The organism is Herbiconiux sp. SALV-R1 (assembly GCF_013113715.1).
In the GTDB taxonomy this organism is placed as follows: Bacteria; Actinomycetota; Actinomycetes; order Actinomycetales; family Microbacteriaceae; genus Herbiconiux.
On sequence record NZ_CP053344.1, the window covers coordinates 3,989,897 to 4,006,736 of the forward strand.

The following is a 16,840-nucleotide window of genomic DNA, read 5'->3' on the forward strand; positions in this document are numbered from 1 at the left end:
CTGGCGGTGGTGTGATGGGATCGTCTCCGGGAGCATGGGGGCATGGCCGCACTCACCCTCGACGAACTCCGCTCGCACTTCTCCGTGCGGCCCGGTTACCTCTCCGCGTGCATGGTGGGCGCACCGCCTCGCGAGACCGTCGAAGCGTTGACCGACGACCTCGGCGCTTGGGGTGAGGGCCACCGCGACCCCGCCCGGTACGGCGCCGCGGTCGAGCGCGCACGCGCCGCCTTCGCGCGGTTGTGCTCGGTCGAGACCGACCGGGTCGCCGTCGGCTCGCAGGTCTCGGTGTTCGCCTCGGTGGTCGCCGGCTCGCTGCCGGAGGGGGCGGAGGTGCTTCTGGTCGAAGGCGACTTCAGTTCGATGGTGTTCCCGTTCCTGGTGCAGCAGCAGCTCGGCCGCATCGCCGTGAGGTGCGTGCCGCTCGAGCAGCTCGCCAAGGCCGTCACTCCCTCGACGAGCCTGGTGTCGTTCTCGCTCGTGCAGTCGGCGACGGGGCAGGTCGCCGACGCGACGGCGGTCGTCGAGGCCGCTCGACGGCACGGAGCGGCGACCTTCGTCGACACGACCCAGGCGGTGGGCTGGATGCCCGTCGACGCGAGCCGGTTCGACGCGACGGTGTGCCACGCCTACAAGTGGCTCTGCTCGCCTCGCGGCACGACGTTCTTCACGGTCTCGGAGGAGTTCACCGAGCGGCTGCAGCCGTTCACGGCCAACTGGTACTCCGGTGATGACGTCTGGGGCTCGTGCTACGGACCGGCCATGCGTCTCGCGACCAGTGCGCGCCGCTTCGACGTGTCACCGGCCTGGCAGGCCTGGTACGGAACCGCGCCCGCCATCGAGCTGTTCGCCTCGGCCGACATCGCCGCGGTCGAGGAGCACTGCGTGCGCCTCGCCGATGCTCTTCGGCGCCGCCTCGGGGAACCCGAGTCGCGGAGCGCGATCGTCACCTGGCCCGACCCCGACGGCAGCGTCATCGCGGCGCTCGCCGCCGCCGACATCGCCGGGTCGTCGCGCGCGGGGCGGGCCCGCGTCGCGTTCCACCTGTGGAACGACGAGGCGGATGTCGATCGGGTGTGCGCGGCGCTCGGCTTGAGCTGATGCGACGGGGGCCCGTGGCCCCTGTCCGGGCGCGGATGCGGCGGACCGGGGTGGGCGGCGCGGGGCCGGCTCAGGCGCCGGCGCGGCGGTAGTCGTCGAGTGTGACGGGAGCGTCGGGCGAACCCGCGGCTGCGGCGGCGGCCGCAGCCGACGCGGAGCGCTCGGCGGCCGCGCCCCCGAGCCCGAACAGCGTCTCGACCGCGGCGAAGACCTCGTTTGCACGACCCTCACGGGCGAGCTCGCGGGCCCGCACCGAGGGGGAGTGCAAGATGACGCCCACGAGGTGCCGGAGCGCCCGCTCGGTCTGCTCGGCGGGCGAGGAGGCCGACGAGGCGCCGTGCGAGCGGGAGCGCTCGATCTCGGCGTCGAGCAGGTCGAACAGGTGCGAGCGCAGGGCGACGACAGCGGGGGTGACGGCGGCCTCGGCCTTGCCCGCGCGGTACTCCGCTGCCGCCTGGTCGACGAGGGCCCGCGCATCCGATTCGGCGTTCAGTTCGTCGAGCGGGGCGTGCAAGCTGATGGTCTCGAGGTCGAGCAGCTCTGTTCCCCCGACGCCCGCCACGCCCGGGTCGACGTTGCGCGGGAGGCCGAGGTCGATGACGAGCCGGCGGGCGAGAGCGCCCGGCAGCTCGGTGGCCGCGGCGAGATGCGCCGCGTCGAGCACGACCGTCTCGGCGGTGCTGCAGGTGATGACGATGTCGGAGGCGGCGATGGCCTCGAGGTAGCCCTCGGCCGGCACCGGCACGAGGTCTTGCTTCGCGGCGAACACGACCGCGCGGCCCGAGGGCGAGTAGACGCTGATGTCGGTGACGCCGCGCTCGCGCAGGTTCGCCAGGGTGACGCGGGCGTACTGACCTGTACCCACCAGCAGCACGCGGGTGGCGGCCCAGTCGGTGACGCGGCTCTCCGCGAGGTCGAGGGCGAGGCGGGCGAGCGAACGGCCGGCGCCGCCGAGGCCCGTCTTCGTCTTCACGCCGCGCGAGGTGTGCGAGGCCCGCTGGAACAGGCGCTCGAGGTCTGACGAGGTGGTGCCCTCGATGCGCGCGGTGCTGAGCGCCCGCTTCACCTGGCCGGCGATCTCGTCTTCTCCGACGACGACCGACTCGAGGCCGGAGGAGACGGCGAAGAGGTGGTCGGCGACGCCGTCTCCGCAGAGCACGGTGAGGCTGTCGCGCAGTTCGGCGACATCGGTGCCCGAGGCGGCGCCGAAGGTCTCGGCGGCCTCCTCGACCGCCAGCGAGATGCCCGCGGTGAGCGGTTCGTCGATGTCGAGGTAGGCCTCGAAGCGGTTGCAGGTGGCCAGCACGACCGCACCCTGCACGAAGTCGCTCTCGCTCACGAGCGACTTGGCGACCTCCGCGGTGCCCACCGAGAGCTTCTCCAACATGTCGAAACTGGCGTTCCGGTGGTTGGCGGTGAGACAGATGAGCACCAAACAAGTGTAATCCAGCCGACGCGTAGGATGTTTCGGTGACTCTGCCCGCCTCGCATCCCCTCCTCGACGGCCGCACGGGCGACTCCGCCCTGGTCTCCGCCTACACCGGGAAGCGCGGCTCGACCGCCCCGGTCTGGTTCATGCGCCAGGCGGGCCGATCGCTGCCCGAGTACCGCGAACTCCGGGTGGGAACACGGATGCTCGACGCCTGCCTCGACCCGGCGATGGCGAGCGAGATCACGCTCCAGCCGATCCGCCGCCACGGTGTCGACGCCGGCATCTTCTTCAGCGACATCGTCATCCCACTGCGCCTCGCCGGGGTCGACGTCGAGATCGTGCCGGGCCGCGGACCCGTGCTGGCCGAGCCGGTGCGCACCGCCGCCGACGTCGCAGCGCTGCCCGACCCGGCGGGCGCCGACTTCTCCGCCATCGAGCAGGGCGTCGCGCTCACCGTCGCCGAGCTCGGCAGCACCCCGCTCATCGGCTTCGCCGGCGCTCCCTTCACTCTCGCCGCCTACCTCGTCGAGGGCGGCCCCTCGAAAGACCACATCCGCGCGCGCACCCTCATGCACGCCGACCCGGCCGCCTGGTCGGGCCTCCTGAGCTGGGCGGCGCAGGTGACGGGCCGTTTCCTCCGCGCGCAGATCCTGGCGGGGGCGAGTGCCGGCCAGCTGTTCGACTCCTGGGTGGGGTCGCTCTCGAAGGCCGACTACGTGAGCCGGGTGGCGCCGTTCTCGGCCGAGGCCCTCGAGCAGGTGCGCGACCTCCCGGTTCCGCTGGTGCACTTCGGCGTCGGCAGCGGTGAGGTGCTGAAGCCGATGCACGAGGTCGGCGTCGACACCGTGGGGGTCGACTGGCGCCTGCCCCTCGACGTGGCGTCGGAGAGACTCGGCGGCGGCGTGCCCGTGCAGGGCAACGTCGACCCGGCGCTGCTCGCCGCGCCGTGGCCGGTACTCGAGGCTCACGTGCTCGACGTGCTCCGCCGCGGCCTCGCGGCTCCCTCTCACGTGGTGAACCTCGGCCACGGCGTTCCCCCCGAGACCGACCCCGAGGTGCTCACCCGCATCGTGGAACTCGTGCACTCCACCCCGTTCGACCGGGTGCGGGCCGAGCGATGACCGGAACGCCGACGCCCGAACCCGGCCCGGATGCGCACACCGAGCATCAGCTGACCACCACCGACGTCGTCGTGGTCGGGGGAGGCGTCGCCGGCCTCGTCGCCGCGCGTCAGCTGGCCCGCCTCGGCGCCGGCGTCGTGCTGCTCGACGAGCGGGCCGAGCTCGGCGGATTCGTGGGCACCCACGAGGTGGCGGGCGTGGAGCTCGACTCGGGTGCCGAGAGCTTCGCCACCCGCAAGGGCACTGTCGCGGCGCTCGTGACCGAGCTGGGGCTCGGCGACGACATCGTCGTCCCCGACCGCAAGGGCGCCTGGGTGGCCTGGGAGGGCGGCGCGGCTCCGCTGCCCGCCGCGGGTGTGCTCGGCATCCCGGGGGTGCCGCTCGCCGACGACGTGCGCCGGGTGATCGGCTGGCGCGGGTCGCTGCGCGCCTACCTCGACCGGCTGATGCCGCTGCTCCGGGTGCGCACCGAGACCGACCTCGGCGACATCGTGCGCCGCCGCATGGGCCGTCTCGTGCTCGAGCGACTCGTCACCCCGGTCGTCGCCGGGGTGCACTCGGCCGACCCCTCGGTCGTCGACGTGCACACCGTCGCCCCCGGCCTCACCCAGGCCATGACCGTGCAGGGCTCGCTCTCGGGCGCCGTCATGGCGCTCCGCGAGCAGGCGCCCGCCGGCTCGCAGGTGCAGGGCATCGTGGGCGGTATGTACCGCCTCATCGAGGCGCTGGAGGCCGACTGCCGGTTCTTCGGCGTGGAGATCCGGCGGGGGCAGCGCGTCGCCGCGGTGGAGCGGAACGACGACCCGACGCATCGCTGGCGGGTTCGGCCCGAGGGCGGCGTTGAGGGCGGCGACGGGGGCGAGCTGCTCGCGCGCGCCGTCGTGGTCGCGACCGGCTTCCGCCCCGGGCTCGGCCTCCTCGACCAGGCCGGAGCCGGCAAGGCCTCGCTCGGGGCGACCGCAGCGCTGCCGGGTGTCGGCGACTGGCCGGCCCCCGCATCCGTCACCCTCGCCACCCTGGTCGTCGACGAGCCGCGGCTCGACGAGGCGCCCCGCGGCACCGGTGTGCTCGTCGCTCAGGGCACGCCGGGCGTGGGTGCGAAGGCGCTCACGCACTCGACGGCGAAGTGGCGCTGGCTCGCCGACGCGCTGCCGGCCCACCGCCATGTGCTGCGTCTGTCGTACGGGCGACGCGGTGCGGCGACGGATGCTCGTGCCGGCCGGGTCGCCGAGGGGCGCGCCGACACCGCACCCGACTCGGCCCCCGACCAGTCCGCGGTGCTCGCCGACGCCTCCGCCCTCCTCGGCGTGGCACTCGACCCCGCCTCGGTGCGCGGGTTCTCCGTGGTGCGCTGGGACGACTCCCTCGCCTTCGCGACCGTGGGCCACAAGGCCCGCGTGCGGCAGACGCTCGCCGCCGTGAAGGAGGTGCCCGGGCTCGACGTGGTGGGCGCCTGGGTGTCGGGCACGGGCCTCGCCGCCACCGTGGAGCACGCCAAGGAGACCGCGTCGGCGCTGGCCGCCGAGCTGAGGGGCGATCGCAGGCTCGACTGACCGGTCCTCGGCGCGAGCGGCCGCGCTCGGCGAGCTCAGGGCCATGCGGGTGCGGGGGTTCCGGACTACTCTGAACGAGACCCCGCACTCACGATCGATCGGAGTTCACATGCGCGGAAAGATCATCTTCGTCGTCGGGCTGGCCACCGGCTACGTGCTCGGCACACGGGCCGGCCGCGAACGGTACGAGCAGATCAAGGCGGGTGCGGAGAAGGTCTGGAACACCCCGACCGTGCAGGCCGGCGTGCACACCGTGCAGGACTTCGCCGGCGCGCGCGTCGACGAGGTGAAGGCCACCCTCTCCCGCAAGGCGCGCAACGCGCTCGCCGCGCTCATCGGCCGCGAGCCGCTGGCCTCGCCGCAGCGCGGCAGCTCCTCGGGGCCCGTCGCCGCGGCCGGTCGCAGCTCCGCCTCCGGCGCACCGAAGCCCTCGGCCGCCGCGAAGACCTCTCCCGCCGCGAAGAAGCCCGCCGCCAAGCGGAGCGCGAGCTCGTCGTCGACGGCCTCCACCGCATCCGCCTCCGACGAGTGACCGGAAGGACCCACCGACGTGACTGAAGAGCGCGACAAGAAGGCACGCCGCTCGCTCGTGTCGCTGTTCGCCGAGCTGCCGACGCTGATCGTGCAGCTGCTGAAAGACGAACTCGAGAACCTCAAACGCGAACTCACCTCGCGCCTGGCGAAGCTCGGCATCGGTGTCGGTCTGCTCGTCGCGGCCGGGCTGTTCGCCTTCTTCGCGCTCGCCGTGCTCATCGCGGCGGCCGTGCTCGGCCTCGCCACGGTGCTGCCCGCGTGGCTCGCGGCGCTCATCGTGGCGGGCGGCCTGCTGCTGCTCGTCGCGATCCTGGCGCTGGTGGGCATCGGCTCGATCAAGAAGGGCGCCCCTCCGGTGCCCGAAGACGCGATCACGAGCATCAAGAAAGACATCAACGTCGTCAAGGGATTGGGCCAGTGATGAGTGACGCCGACGCCGCGAAGCCCGCCGAGACCCCTCAGCGGTCGAAGGCCGAGCTGCACGCCGACATCGAGAAGACGCGCGCCGAGCTGCGCTCCACTCTCGACGCCATCGAGTTCAAGCTGAACGTTCCGAAGCAGGCACGGCACGCCGCCCACCGGCTGAAGAGCTCGCTCGCCCGCTACAAGCGCGACAACCCCGTCGGCTTCGCCGCGGGTGTGGGCGCCGTCGTGGTGGCGGTGGGCGCTGCCGCGGTGCTCGGCTTCCGCTACGCCGGTCGGCGCTGAGTCGACGATCCTCCCATCCAGGTCGCGTACCGTGGGTGATAGGGCGCGTTCCGGCAGGCCGACGGCTGCGTGCTGCGCCCGGCTCCCTCGGTGGGTCTGCGCCGCCCCACCGGCCTCCTCCACAACGAAAGAGCTAGCATGACCGACCCGACCTCCGCAGTCGACCCTCACCCCGTCGCGCCCCGAGACGTCGAGGACTCCGAGGCGGTGCCCGTGGTGGGGTACACCCTCTGGGCGGTGTTCCGCCGCAACCCCGACGCCCCCCTCGCCGTCGACGGCTTCGACGTTCCCGCGGCGCTCGCCGAGCTCGACGAGGCCATCGCCTCCGTCATCGACGAAGACGTGATGCTGCGCGGCGTCTACGACGTGTCGGGCCTCCGCGCCGACGCCGACATCATGGTGTGGCTGCACGGCAGTGTTCCCGAGACGCTGCAGTGGGCGCTCCGGCAGATCCGCCGCACGCGCCTGTTCGCGCCGCTCCTGCCGACCTGGAACGCGATGGGCGTGCACCGCGACGCCGAGTTCTCGGCGAACCACCTGCCTGCCTTCATGCGCGGCAAGGAGCCGGCCGCCTGGCTCACCGTCTACCCCTTCGTGCGCTCCTACGAGTGGTACATCCTCCCCGAGGAGGAGCGTCGTGCCATGCTCGCCGACCACGGCCGCAAGGGCGCCGAGTACCGCTCCGTGCTCGCGAACACCGTGGCGTCGTTCGCGCTGGGCGACTACGAGTGGATCCTCGCGCTCGAAGACGACGAGCTGCTCAACCTGGTCGACCTCATGCGTCATCTGAGGGCGACGGATGCGCGGCTGCACGTGCGCGAGGAGGTCCCGTTCTTCACGGGCCGGCGCATCGACATCGCCGAGATCGTCGAGGTGCTGCAGTGAGCGAGCCAGCCGCCTCCGGTTCGCCGGTCGTCACCGAGCCGACCGTCGCATCCGATTCCCCGGTGGTGCCCGGCGCGAGCGCCGCCGCCGCGAGCGGGCCCGCGCACGTCACCGAACCCGTCGCCTATGACGCCATCCTGCTCGCCAGCTTCGGCGGGCCGGAGGGGCAGGACGACGTGATCCCCTTCCTCCGCAACGTCACCCGGGGCCGCGGCATCCCCGACGAGCGGCTCGAGGAGGTGGCCCACCACTACCGGGCGTTCGGCGGCGTGAGCCCCATCAACGCCCAGAACCGCGCCCTCAAGGCCGCCCTCGAGGCCGAGCTCGCCTCGCGTGGCATCGAGCTCCCCGTGCTGTGGGGCAACCGCAACTGGGATCCGTACCTTCGCGAGGCGCTCACCGAGGCGCACGAGCGCGGCTTCCGCTCGCTCATCGCCGTCGCCACGAGCGCCTACAGCTCCTACTCGAGCTGCCGGCAGTACCGCGAAGACTTCGCCATCGCGCTCGACGAGACCGGTCTCGCGGGTGAGATCACCATCGACAAGGTGCGGCAGTTCTTCGACCACCCCGGTTTCGTGCAGCCCTTCATCGACGGTGTCTCCGCTGCCGTCGCGGGCATCCGTGAGCAGTTCCCCGACCTCGACCCGACGCGGGAGATCGAGGTGCTGTTCAGCACCCACTCCATCCCGAGCGCCGACGCCGAGCGATCGGGCCCGGCGTCGCGCGGCTTCGGCCCCGGAGGCGCCTACGCCGCGCAGCACCTAGCCGTCGCGGAGGCCGTCATGGCGACGGCCGCGGGGGCTGAGGGTCTGCCCTGGCAGCTCGTCTACCAGTCGCGCTCGGGCCCGCCCAGCCAGCCCTGGCTCGAACCCGACATCAACGACGCCATCGCCGAGCTGCCCGCCAAGGGCGTCAAGGCGGTCGTGATCGTGCCGCTCGGCTTCGTGAGCGACCACATGGAGGTCATGTGGGACCTCGACAACGAGGCGCTCGAGACCTGCGCCGAGCACGGCCTGCACGGGGTGCGCACCCCGACGCCCGGTGTCGACCCGGCGTACGTGAGCGGTCTGGTCGACCTCGTGCTCGAGCGCGTCTCGGGCACACCGACGGCCGACCGCCCGGCCCGCACGCCGCTCGGCCCCTGGTACGACGTCTGCCGTCCGGGCTGCTGCGAGAACGTGCGGCTGGGCTTCAAGCCCGCGCTGGCCGGTATCGCACCGTGACCTGGAATTCGACCACCACCCGCTCGGGATGCGACAGAATCGAATGAGAACCCTCGTGCCCACCACCACGGCACGAGTCCCGCAGCATCCTGGAACGACGAGCGCACCGTGACGAGAACCCTTCGAGCCGCAACACGAGGCAGCGCTCTGGCGCGCGCCCAGACGGGCCACGTCGTCGCCGCCCTCGAGGAGGCCTCCGGGGTCTCGATCGAGACCATCTTCATCACCTCGGAGGGCGACCGGTCGAAGGAGTCGCTGTCGAGTCTCGGCGGCACCGGAGTGTTCGCCAGCGCGCTGCGCGAGGCGCTGCTCGCCGGCGAGTGCGACTTCATCGTGCACTCCCTGAAAGACCTGCCGACCGCGAAGCACGAAGGCCTCGTGCTCGGTGCTATCCCGGTACGCGAAGACGCCCGCGACGCGCTGTGCAGCCGCGACGGGCTCACCCTCGACCAGCTGCCGGAGGGCGCCAGGGTGGGCACCGGGTCTCCGCGACGGGTCGCACAGCTGCTCAGCCTCCGACCCGATCTCGAGGTGGTCGACATCAGGGGCAACGTCGACACCAGACTGGCCCGCGTCGCAGACGGCGATCTCGACGCCGTGGTGCTCGCGTCGGCAGGGCTCTCGCGGCTGGGTAGGCTAGAGGCAGCATCCGAACTCTTCGCACTCGAGCTGTGGCCCACCGCGCCCGGCCAGGGCGCGCTCGCGATCGAGACCCGAGAGGGAGACAGCATTCCCGAGCTCCTCACCATCGAGCACCCCCCGACACGCACGGCCGTGCTGGCCGAGCGCGCGGTGCTCGCTGCCCTCGAGGCCGGATGCGCGGCTCCCGTCGGCGCCACCGCCACGGTGCACGACGACGAGCTCACCCTCTCGGCCACCGTCTACGGTCCGGCCGGCGACGTGGAGCTCGGCTGCGAACGCTCGGCACGACTGCTCGGCGACGACCAGTACGTCGCCGCGCTGCTCGGCGAGGCGGTCGCCACCCAGCTGCTCGACGACGGTGCGGCGGAGTTCGCCCCGGTCGGAGGTGAGCGATGACCGCGTGGTCGCAGCGCCCGCTCGGCGGGTGGCGCATCCTGGTTCCCCGCGGTGGCCCGTGGGGTCACGGCGTGGCAGCCGACCTGCGTGCCGTCGGCGCCCAGCCGATCGTCGCGCCGATGATCAACTTCGCCCCCACCGAAGACGCCGAGACGCTCGACCGGGCGCTCGAGGCGCTCGCCCGGGGTGCCTTCGACTGGCTCACCATGACCAGCGCGACCACGGTCGACGTGCTCGCCGCGCACCAGGCGGTCGTGCCCCCCGAGACGCACATCGCGGCGGTCGGCGAGACCACGGCCGCCGCCCTCACCGCAGCCGGGTACAAGGTCGATCTCGTGCCGCCGGAGGACAACTCGGCCAAGGGCCTGCTGCGTGAGCTCAAGCGCTTCGAGCAGTTCGGGCCCGAGCTGCGGGTGCTCACCCTGCGCAGCGACATCGCGAAGCCGGTGCTCACCGAGGGCCTCATCAAGCGCGGCCACACGGTGGAGTCGGTGGTGGCGTACCGCACCATCGGCGTGGAGGTCGACCCGCAGATCAGGGCCGACCTCGCCGCGGGCGCGATCGACGCGGTCTTCGTGACCTCGGGCTCGGTCGCCGAGCAGGTGCAGAAGCAGCTGGGGCCGGTGCCCGAGTCGACGCTCGTGGCGGCGATCGGCCCGCGCACGGCCGAAGACGCCAGGGCCTATGGTTTGCGCGTCGACGTCATCGCCAAGGGGCGTTCGGCCGAGTCGCTCATCAACGCGGTGATCGAGGTCGCGAACTCCCGTCGGGGCTGACGCCGCGCATCCGTCACCTCGGCCAGACCGGCCGGAACTGCACGCTGATGCGGGGGCCGACCGCCGTCTTGGTCTTGAGGACCGCGTGCTCGTAGGTGCGCTGGCAGCTGCCGCCCATGACGATGAGGTCGCCGTGGCCGACGGGGAACCGCAGGGTCTCGCCGCCTCCCTTCGGCCGCACCGAGAGGGTGCGCGCCGCGCCCACCGACAGGATGGCGACCATGGTGTCGCTGTCGATGGCGCGGCCGACGCGGTCGCCGTGCCAGGCGACGCTGTCGTCACCGGTGCGGTAGAAGCACAGCCCCGCGGTCTGGAAGACCTGGCCGGGCGGCCTGCCGTAGTGGTCGTTCAGGGCGTCTTGGGCGCGGGTGAGGAGCAGCTCGGGGTAGACGTCTCCGGCGCCGAAGTGGGAGACCAGGCGCGGCACCTCGACGACCTTGTCGTACATCTCGCGGCGGTCGGCGCGCCAGGGCACGTCGAGGGCGAGGCGTTCGAACAGCGCGTCGGAGTTCGACACCCAGCCGGGGCGGAGGTCGACCCACGCGCCCGCCTCGAGCGGCGTGCGCACCACATCGTCGCCGAGCGGCTCAAGGCCGGGCTCGGCGTCGAGGTCGTCGAAGAGGGAGGTCTGGAAGTCGAGGTTCATGCCACCAGCGTACCGACTTTCGAATGAATGTTCGAGTGATCCGGCGCTTTCCGAGGCAGCCCGATCTAAGCTGGAGGCCATGACCTCAGGCTCCTTCCCCGCGGTGCGGCCCCGGCGGCTGCGCTCCACGCCGGCGATGCGGAGGCTCGTCGCCGAGACCCGTCTCGACCCGGCTCAGCTCGTGCTCCCGCTGTTCGTGCGCGACGACATCGTCGAGCCGGCACCGCTGCAGTCGATGCCCGGAGTGGTGCAGCACACCTTCGACTCCCTGCGCGCCGCCGTCGTCGAGGCCGCGGAGGCGGGCCTCGGGGGGGTCATGCTGTTCGGCGTGCCCGCCGACTCGGCCAAAGACGCATCGGGCAGCGCGGCCACCGACCCCGACGGAGTGCTGAACGCCGCCACGCGGGTCGTCGCCGCCGAGGTGGGCGACGCGCTCGTCGTGCAGACCGACCTGTGCCTCGACGAGTTCACCGACCACGGGCACTGCGGCGTGCTGGCCGCCGACGGCTCGGTCGACAACGACGCCACGCTCGTGCGCTACCGCGACATGGCGGTCGAGCAGGCCCGCGCCGGCTCGCAGCTGCTCGGCCTCTCGGGAATGATGGACGGCCAGATCGCCGCCGTGCGCGCCGCACTCGACGCCGACGGCTTCGAGCAGGTCGCGGTGCTCGCCTACGCCGCGAAGTACGCCTCCGCCTTCTACGGCCCGTTCCGCGAGGCGGTCGGCTCGACACTGCGCGGCGACCGCAAGACCTACCAGCTCGACCCGGCGAACCGGCGCGAGGGTCTCCGCGAGGCGGTCATCGACGTCGAGGAGGGCGCCGACATCGTCATGGTCAAGCCCGCCCTCAGCTACCTCGACCTCGTCGCCGACGTCTCGGCCGCGGTTCCCGTGCCGGTCTGGGCCTACCAGGTCTCGGGCGAGTACGCGATGATCGAGGCGGCCTCCGCCCAGGGGTGGATCGACCGCGACCGGGCCATCCTCGAGTCGCTCACGAGCATCCGTCGTGCCGGCGCCGAGGCCGTGCTCACCTACTGGGCGGTCGAGGTCGCCCGCACGCTGAGAGGACTGTGATGAGCGCCACCACCAACGCCGCCGAGTTCGAGCGGGCGCAGCAGTCCATCCCGGGCGGGGTCAACTCGCCGGTGCGGGCGTTCCGCTCGGTGGGCGGCACGCCGCGCTTCCTGGTGTCGGCGCGGGGGGCCTACGTCACCGACTCCGAGGGCGTCGAGTACGTCGACCTGGTGAGCTCGTGGGGGCCCGCCATCCTCGGCCACGCCCACCCCGAGGTGGTCGCCGCCGTGCAGCAGGCTGCCGCGCGGGGGCTCTCGTTCGGTGCCACGACGCCCGCCGAGACCGATCTCGCCGAGCTGGTGCGGTCGCGGGTGAGCGCCGGAGGGGTGAACCCCGTCGAGAAGCTCAGGCTGGTCTCGACCGGCACCGAGGCCACCATGACGGCCATCCGGCTCGCCCGCGGCTTCACCGGGCGCGAGCTGCTGGTGAAGTTCGCGGGGCACTACCACGGCCACTCCGACTCGCTCCTCGCCGAGGCGGGGTCGGGGCTCGCCACCCTGGCACTCCCGGCGTCGGCCGGTGTGCCCGAGGCCGTCGCGGCGCTCACCGTCGTGCTCCCCTACAACGACCTCGACGCGGTGCGGCAGCTCTTCGCCGAGCGCGGCCGCGAGATCGCGGCGGTCATCGTCGAGGCGGCGCCCGCGAACATGGGAGTGGTGCCGCCCGCACCCGGCTTCAACGCGGCGCTCGCCGACCTCGCGCACGCGAACGGGTCGCTGCTCATCCTCGACGAGGTGCTCACCGGCTTCCGTGTGGGCGCCGCGGGGTGGTGGGGGCTCGAGAACGAGGGCCGACCCGTCGCCGAGGTGCACCAGGATGCACCCGATGCCCGACACGTGCCGGCCTACGTTCCCGACCTCATCACCTTCGGCAAGGTCGTGGGCGGCGGCATGCCGCTGGCCGCACTCGGCGGGCGTGCCGAGGTGATGGATTCGCTCGCTCCGCTCGGGCCCGTCTACCAGGCGGGTACCCTGTCGGGGAACCCGATCGCGGTGACCGCGGGCATCACCACGCTGAGGCTCGCCGACAGCTCCGTATACGCGGCGCTCGACGCCACCGCGGCCACCATCTCCTCCGCGGTCTCGGAGGCGCTCGCCGACGCCGGCGTGGCGCACAGCGTGCAGCGGGCGGGCAACCTGTTCAGCTTCACCTTCGGCTCGGCCGTGCCGCCGCGCGACTACGCCGAGGTGCAGCGGCAGGAGGGGTTCCGGTACGGGCCGTTCTTCCACGCGATGCTCGACGCGGGCGTGTCACTGCCGCCGTCGGTGTACGAGGCCTGGTTCGTCTCGGCCGCGCACGACGAGGCGGCGGTCACGCGCATCCTCGACGCCCTGCCGGCCGCGGCTGCTGCGGCGGCGTCGGCGACCAGGCCGCACTGACCGTTCATCGGGAACACCGATCCCGTTCACAATCGTTATGCAGCATCCTTGAGGAATCGTGCTGATCTTCAGGCAAGCCACGGCAGGATAGACCCATGGCCGTCCTCTTCGTCCACACCGATCGCCTCGAGATCAGGCTCACCCGTGCCGAGAAGATGCTGTCGTTCCGGCGCACCGACATCGTGGTGCCGCTCGAGAGCATCAAGTCGGCGGCCCTCACCGACGACCCCTGGGTCTGGGTGCGCGGCATCAGGGCCCCGGGGGCGGCGATCCCGCTCACCCTCGCCGTCGGCACCTGGAAGTTCCACGACGGCAAAGACTTCCTCCTCGTGAAGGGCACCCGCACCTCGGTGGTCATCGACCTCGACGACCAGGAGTTCTCCCGCATCATCGTCACCACCTCGCACTCCGTGCAGCTCCTCCGCGCTCTCCGCCTCCCCCCGGCCGAGGGCACCACCCGCATCATCGACTGAGGAGTCGCGCGCTCTCGGCTAGAGGGCGACGTCGACGACGGTGCGGCCGCGCACCCGGCCGGCGAGGATGCGCTCGGCGGTCTCTGAGACGGCGTCGAGACCGATGGTGGTGGTCATCGAGTCGAGGAGGGCGAGGTCGAGCTCGTTCGCGAGGTCGGTCCAGGCGCGCTCGCGGAGGGCGAGGGGCGCCTCGACCGAGTTCGCGCCGGTGAGTGTCACCGAGCGGAGGATGAACGGCATCACCGTGGTGGGGAGGTCGCCGCCCGCGGCGAGACCGCAGGCCACGACGGTGCCGCCGTAGTTCGTCTGAGCGAGCACGTTCGCGAGGGTGTGGCTGCCGACGGAGTCGACGGCCCCGGCCCACTGCTGGCTCTGGAGGGGCTTGCCCGGCTCGCCCAGGGCGGCGCGGTCGACGACCCGCGCGGCGCCGAGCGAGCGGAGGTAGTCGCCCTGCTCCTCAACACGGCCCGAGGAGGCGACGACCGAGTAACCCCGGCCGGCGAGCAGCAAGATCGCCACCGAGCCGACGCCGCCGGCTGCACCCGTCACGAGCACCTCGCCGTCGTCGGGTTCGACGCCGGCATCCTGCAGCGCCAGCACGGCGAGCATCGAGGTGAAGCCCGCGGTTCCGATCGCCGCTGCGCGCTCGGGCGAGATTGCCTCGGGAAGGTGCAGCAGCGCATCCGGTCGCACACGGGCCTTCGTGGCGAAGCCGCCGTGGCGGTTCTCCCCGATGCCGTCGCCGTTCAGCACGACCAGGTCGCCCGCCGCGAAGCGCGAGGAGCGGGATTCGGTGACGCGGCCCACGATGTCGATGCCGGGCACCAGCGGCCACTCGCGCAGCACGCCGGGGCGGCCGGTGAGCGCGAGCCCGTCTTTGAAGTTCACGCTCGAGAAGAGCACGTCGAGGTCGACAGCCTCGTCACCGCCCGACCCCTCGAAGAACTCCTCTTCGTCGATCTCGAGCAGCCGCGCCGCCTCGCCCTTCTCCGTCGCCACCATCGCCCGGGCCATCGCTCCGCCTTCCGCTCGCCTCCCTCCACCCTGCCACGCGCATCCGTTCGGGTGCGACCCGCCCCGTTTCTTACGGACAAAGTCCGTCAGGATTGCAGTTACGACGGACTTTGTCCGTAAGAAACGTGGGGACGGGCGGATGAGCGGCGCGCGCCCCTACGAGACGTCGCGGCGCCAGGAGGTGAAGAAGCCGATGACGGTGGCGACCGCCGCGTAGGCCGCGAGCACGAGCCCGCCCTGCCACCACTCGAGCCCGGCGCCGCCGCCCGTCATGGCCGCGTAGATGCTCGCGCCCACGAGGGAGTCGCTCGCCGAGCCCGGCAAGAACTGCGCCACCTGCGCCGACCAGTCGGTGAACCCCGCCGCCACCCGCAGCAGCGGCTCGACGAACTGGGTGAAGGCGAGCACGATGACGATGGCCGCCACCTGGCTGGGCACGAGGGTGCCGAGCCCCACCCCGAGTGCCGACCACAGTGCCATGGCGAGGATGCTCCGCCCCACGAACGCCCAGGTCTCGGGCTCGGTGAGCAGCGGGTCGATGCCGAAGGCGGCGAGCAGACCCGCCCCCACGCCCATCGACGCGATGAGCGCCAGCACGCCGAACACCGCACCGGCCAGGAGTAGCGCCACCACCTTGCCCGTCAGTACGTACCCGCGCCGCGGCACCGCGAGGAACGTCGGGGTGAGCGACTGGAACCGGAACTCGCTCGTCACCGCCAGCGCCCCGAAGAGCACCGGGAACACGTAGCCCACCGAGGTCGCGAAGCTGTACACCAGCGACGGCAGCTGCGCCGACGGGATGGCGGGCCCGTTCGCCTCAGACCCCAGCCCGCCGAGGATGGCGGCCATGCCACCCGCGCACAGCGCGACGTAGCCCACCATGATGAGCGCGAGCACCCACCACAACCGGGTGCTGGTGATCTTGGTGATCTCGGAGCGCGTGGCGGAGAGGAGGTTCACAGCGCACCCTCCTCGCCCACGAGCGCGAGGAACGACTCCTCGAGACCCGTGCGTTTCTGCGACAGACCGGTGAGCGGTATGCCCGCGTCGAAGGCGAGCCGCCCGATCACCCCCGCCTCGGCGTTCTCGACCAGCACGCCCGAGCGCAGGTTCGACACCTCGTAGCCGGCGGCACGGATGATCTCAGCAAGCCGGTCGCGGTCGTCGGCGTTCACCTGCACCTGCTTCGACTCGGAGGTGTCGAGGCTCGACAGCTCACCGCGGTGCACGAGCGCCCCGTGGGAGATGATGACGACCTCGTCGACGGTCTGCTGCACCTCGCTCAGCAGGTGCGAGCTGATGAGCACGGTGCGACCCTCGGCGGCCATGCCGCGCAGCAGCAGGCGGATCCACTTGATGCCCTCGGGGTCGAGCCCGTTGATGGGTTCGTCGAGCACGAGCACCCCCGGGTCGCCGAGCAGCGCGAACGCGAGGCCCAGACGCTGCCGCATGCCGAGGGAGTAGCCGCCCACCCGTCGATTGCCGTAGGCGGAGAGTCCCACCTTCTCGAGGGCCGCATCCGGAGCCGTCTTGGGCAGGCCCGCCGCCTGCGCGTACACGGCGAGGTGGTTGCGTGCGGAGCGGCCCGGGTGGAAGCTCGCCGCCTCGAGCGACGCGCCCACCGTCGCGAGCGGGGAGCGCAGTTCGGCGTACGGGGTGCCGCCGAAGGTCGCCGCACCGGAGGTCGGGCGCACGAGCCCGAGCAGCATGCGGAGGGTCGTCGTCTTGCCCGCGCCGTTCGGGCCGAGGAACCCGGTGACCTGCCCGGGTTCGACCGTGAGGGAGAGGTCGGAGACGGCGTTCACGGCGCCGAACGACTTCGTCAGATGTGCGAACTCGATGGGTACGCCGGTGGGCATCGATGGTTTCCTGTCGGTGTCCG

The 16,840-nt window shown here is 72.3% G+C and carries 18 protein-coding genes; 13 read left to right on the plus strand and 5 right to left on the minus strand.

The features are described from left to right. The first annotated feature begins 42 nt into the window (after positions 1–42). On the plus strand, positions 43–1,101 hold the full coding sequence (locus HL652_RS19070) for an aminotransferase class V-fold PLP-dependent enzyme (protein WP_171706766.1): 1,059 nt from the start codon (positions 43–45) through the stop codon (positions 1,099–1,101). Between the two features lie 70 nt (positions 1,102–1,171). On the opposite strand, the gene HL652_RS19075 is transcribed toward HL652_RS19070, so the two are convergent. After that, positions 1,172–2,533, minus strand: a complete 1,362-nt coding sequence (locus tag HL652_RS19075) for a glutamyl-tRNA reductase (RefSeq protein WP_171706767.1) — start codon at positions 2,531–2,533, stop codon at positions 1,172–1,174. A gap of 38 nt (positions 2,534–2,571) precedes the next feature. Here HL652_RS19075 and hemE point away from each other — a divergent pair, with 38 nt between their 5' ends. The 9 genes from hemE to HL652_RS19120 all read left to right on the plus strand — a co-directional run bounded on the left by hemE (position 2,572) and on the right by HL652_RS19120 (position 10,371). After that, positions 2,572–3,654, plus strand: a complete 1,083-nt coding sequence (gene hemE, locus HL652_RS19080; protein ID WP_171706768.1) for a uroporphyrinogen decarboxylase — start codon at positions 2,572–2,574, stop codon at positions 3,652–3,654. Continuing rightward, positions 3,651–5,207, plus strand: a complete 1,557-nt coding sequence (locus tag HL652_RS19085) for a protoporphyrinogen/coproporphyrinogen oxidase (RefSeq protein WP_171706769.1) — start codon at positions 3,651–3,653, stop codon at positions 5,205–5,207. Before hemE ends, HL652_RS19085 begins: the two co-directional genes overlap by 4 nt. A gap of 109 nt (positions 5,208–5,316) precedes the next feature. After that, complete coding sequence (locus HL652_RS21800; protein WP_253743468.1) at positions 5,317–5,739, plus strand: YtxH domain-containing protein; 423 nt, start codon at positions 5,317–5,319, stop codon at positions 5,737–5,739. A gap of 18 nt (positions 5,740–5,757) precedes the next feature. Beyond that, complete coding sequence (locus HL652_RS19095; RefSeq protein WP_171706770.1) at positions 5,758–6,162, plus strand: phage holin family protein; 405 nt, start codon at positions 5,758–5,760, stop codon at positions 6,160–6,162. Beyond that, positions 6,162–6,449, plus strand: coding sequence for a DUF3618 domain-containing protein (locus HL652_RS19100; protein WP_171706771.1), 288 nt, complete (start codon positions 6,162–6,164; stop codon positions 6,447–6,449). The genes HL652_RS19095 and HL652_RS19100 overlap by 1 nt, the downstream gene beginning before the upstream one ends. 138 nt (positions 6,450–6,587) lie before the next feature. Then, positions 6,588–7,334 (plus strand): hydrogen peroxide-dependent heme synthase, encoded by a 747-nt coding sequence (gene hemQ, locus HL652_RS19105; RefSeq protein ID WP_171706772.1) that lies wholly within the window; start codon positions 6,588–6,590, stop codon positions 7,332–7,334. 65 nt (positions 7,335–7,399) lie between these two features. Beyond that, the gene (locus HL652_RS19110) at positions 7,400–8,557 is read left to right on the plus strand and encodes a ferrochelatase (protein ID WP_253743923.1); all 1,158 of its coding nucleotides are present in this window, start codon (positions 7,400–7,402) and stop codon (positions 8,555–8,557) included. 108 nt (positions 8,558–8,665) lie between these two features. Then, positions 8,666–9,595 carry a hydroxymethylbilane synthase gene (gene hemC / locus HL652_RS19115; RefSeq protein ID WP_171706774.1) on the plus strand — a complete coding sequence of 310 codons (930 nt, stop codon included), beginning with the start codon at positions 8,666–8,668 and terminating at the stop codon, positions 9,593–9,595. Continuing rightward, a complete protein-coding gene (locus tag HL652_RS19120; RefSeq protein WP_171706775.1) occupies positions 9,592–10,371 on the plus strand; it encodes a uroporphyrinogen-III synthase in 780 nt (259 codons plus the stop codon). Before hemC ends, HL652_RS19120 begins: the two co-directional genes overlap by 4 nt. A 13-nt stretch (positions 10,372–10,384) precedes the next feature. Here the strand turns inward: HL652_RS19120 and HL652_RS19125 are convergent, their stop codons facing one another. Next, positions 10,385–11,017 carry an alpha-ketoglutarate-dependent dioxygenase AlkB gene (locus tag HL652_RS19125; protein ID WP_171706776.1) on the minus strand — a complete coding sequence of 211 codons (633 nt, stop codon included), beginning with the start codon at positions 11,015–11,017 and terminating at the stop codon, positions 10,385–10,387. A gap of 79 nt (positions 11,018–11,096) precedes the next feature. Between HL652_RS19125 and hemB the strand changes: the two genes are divergently transcribed. The 3 genes from hemB to HL652_RS19140 all read left to right on the plus strand — a co-directional run bounded on the left by hemB (position 11,097) and on the right by HL652_RS19140 (position 13,944). After that, positions 11,097–12,092, plus strand: coding sequence for a porphobilinogen synthase (gene hemB / locus HL652_RS19130; protein ID WP_171706777.1), 996 nt, complete (start codon positions 11,097–11,099; stop codon positions 12,090–12,092). Next, on the plus strand, positions 12,092–13,471 hold the full coding sequence (hemL, locus tag HL652_RS19135) for a glutamate-1-semialdehyde 2,1-aminomutase (RefSeq protein WP_171706778.1): 1,380 nt from the start codon (positions 12,092–12,094) through the stop codon (positions 13,469–13,471). The genes hemB and hemL overlap by 1 nt, the downstream gene beginning before the upstream one ends. 95 nt (positions 13,472–13,566) lie before the next feature. Continuing rightward, positions 13,567–13,944, plus strand: a complete 378-nt coding sequence (locus HL652_RS19140; RefSeq protein WP_171706779.1) for a hypothetical protein — start codon at positions 13,567–13,569, stop codon at positions 13,942–13,944. A gap of 18 nt (positions 13,945–13,962) precedes the next feature. On the opposite strand, the gene HL652_RS19145 is transcribed toward HL652_RS19140, so the two are convergent. The 3 genes from HL652_RS19145 to HL652_RS19155 form a co-directional block, all read right to left on the minus strand. Further along, the gene (locus HL652_RS19145) at positions 13,963–14,958 is read right to left on the minus strand and encodes an MDR family oxidoreductase (RefSeq protein ID WP_171706780.1); all 996 of its coding nucleotides are present in this window, start codon (positions 14,956–14,958) and stop codon (positions 13,963–13,965) included. Positions 14,959–15,114: 156 nt separating this feature from the next. Continuing rightward, entirely contained in the window at positions 15,115–15,918 is an 804-nt protein-coding gene (locus HL652_RS19150) for an ABC transporter permease (RefSeq protein ID WP_171706781.1), read from the minus strand. After that, entirely contained in the window at positions 15,915–16,817 is a 903-nt protein-coding gene (locus HL652_RS19155; protein ID WP_171706782.1) for an ATP-binding cassette domain-containing protein, read from the minus strand. The genes HL652_RS19150 and HL652_RS19155 overlap by 4 nt, the downstream gene beginning before the upstream one ends. Positions 16,818–16,840: the final 23 nt, after the last annotated feature.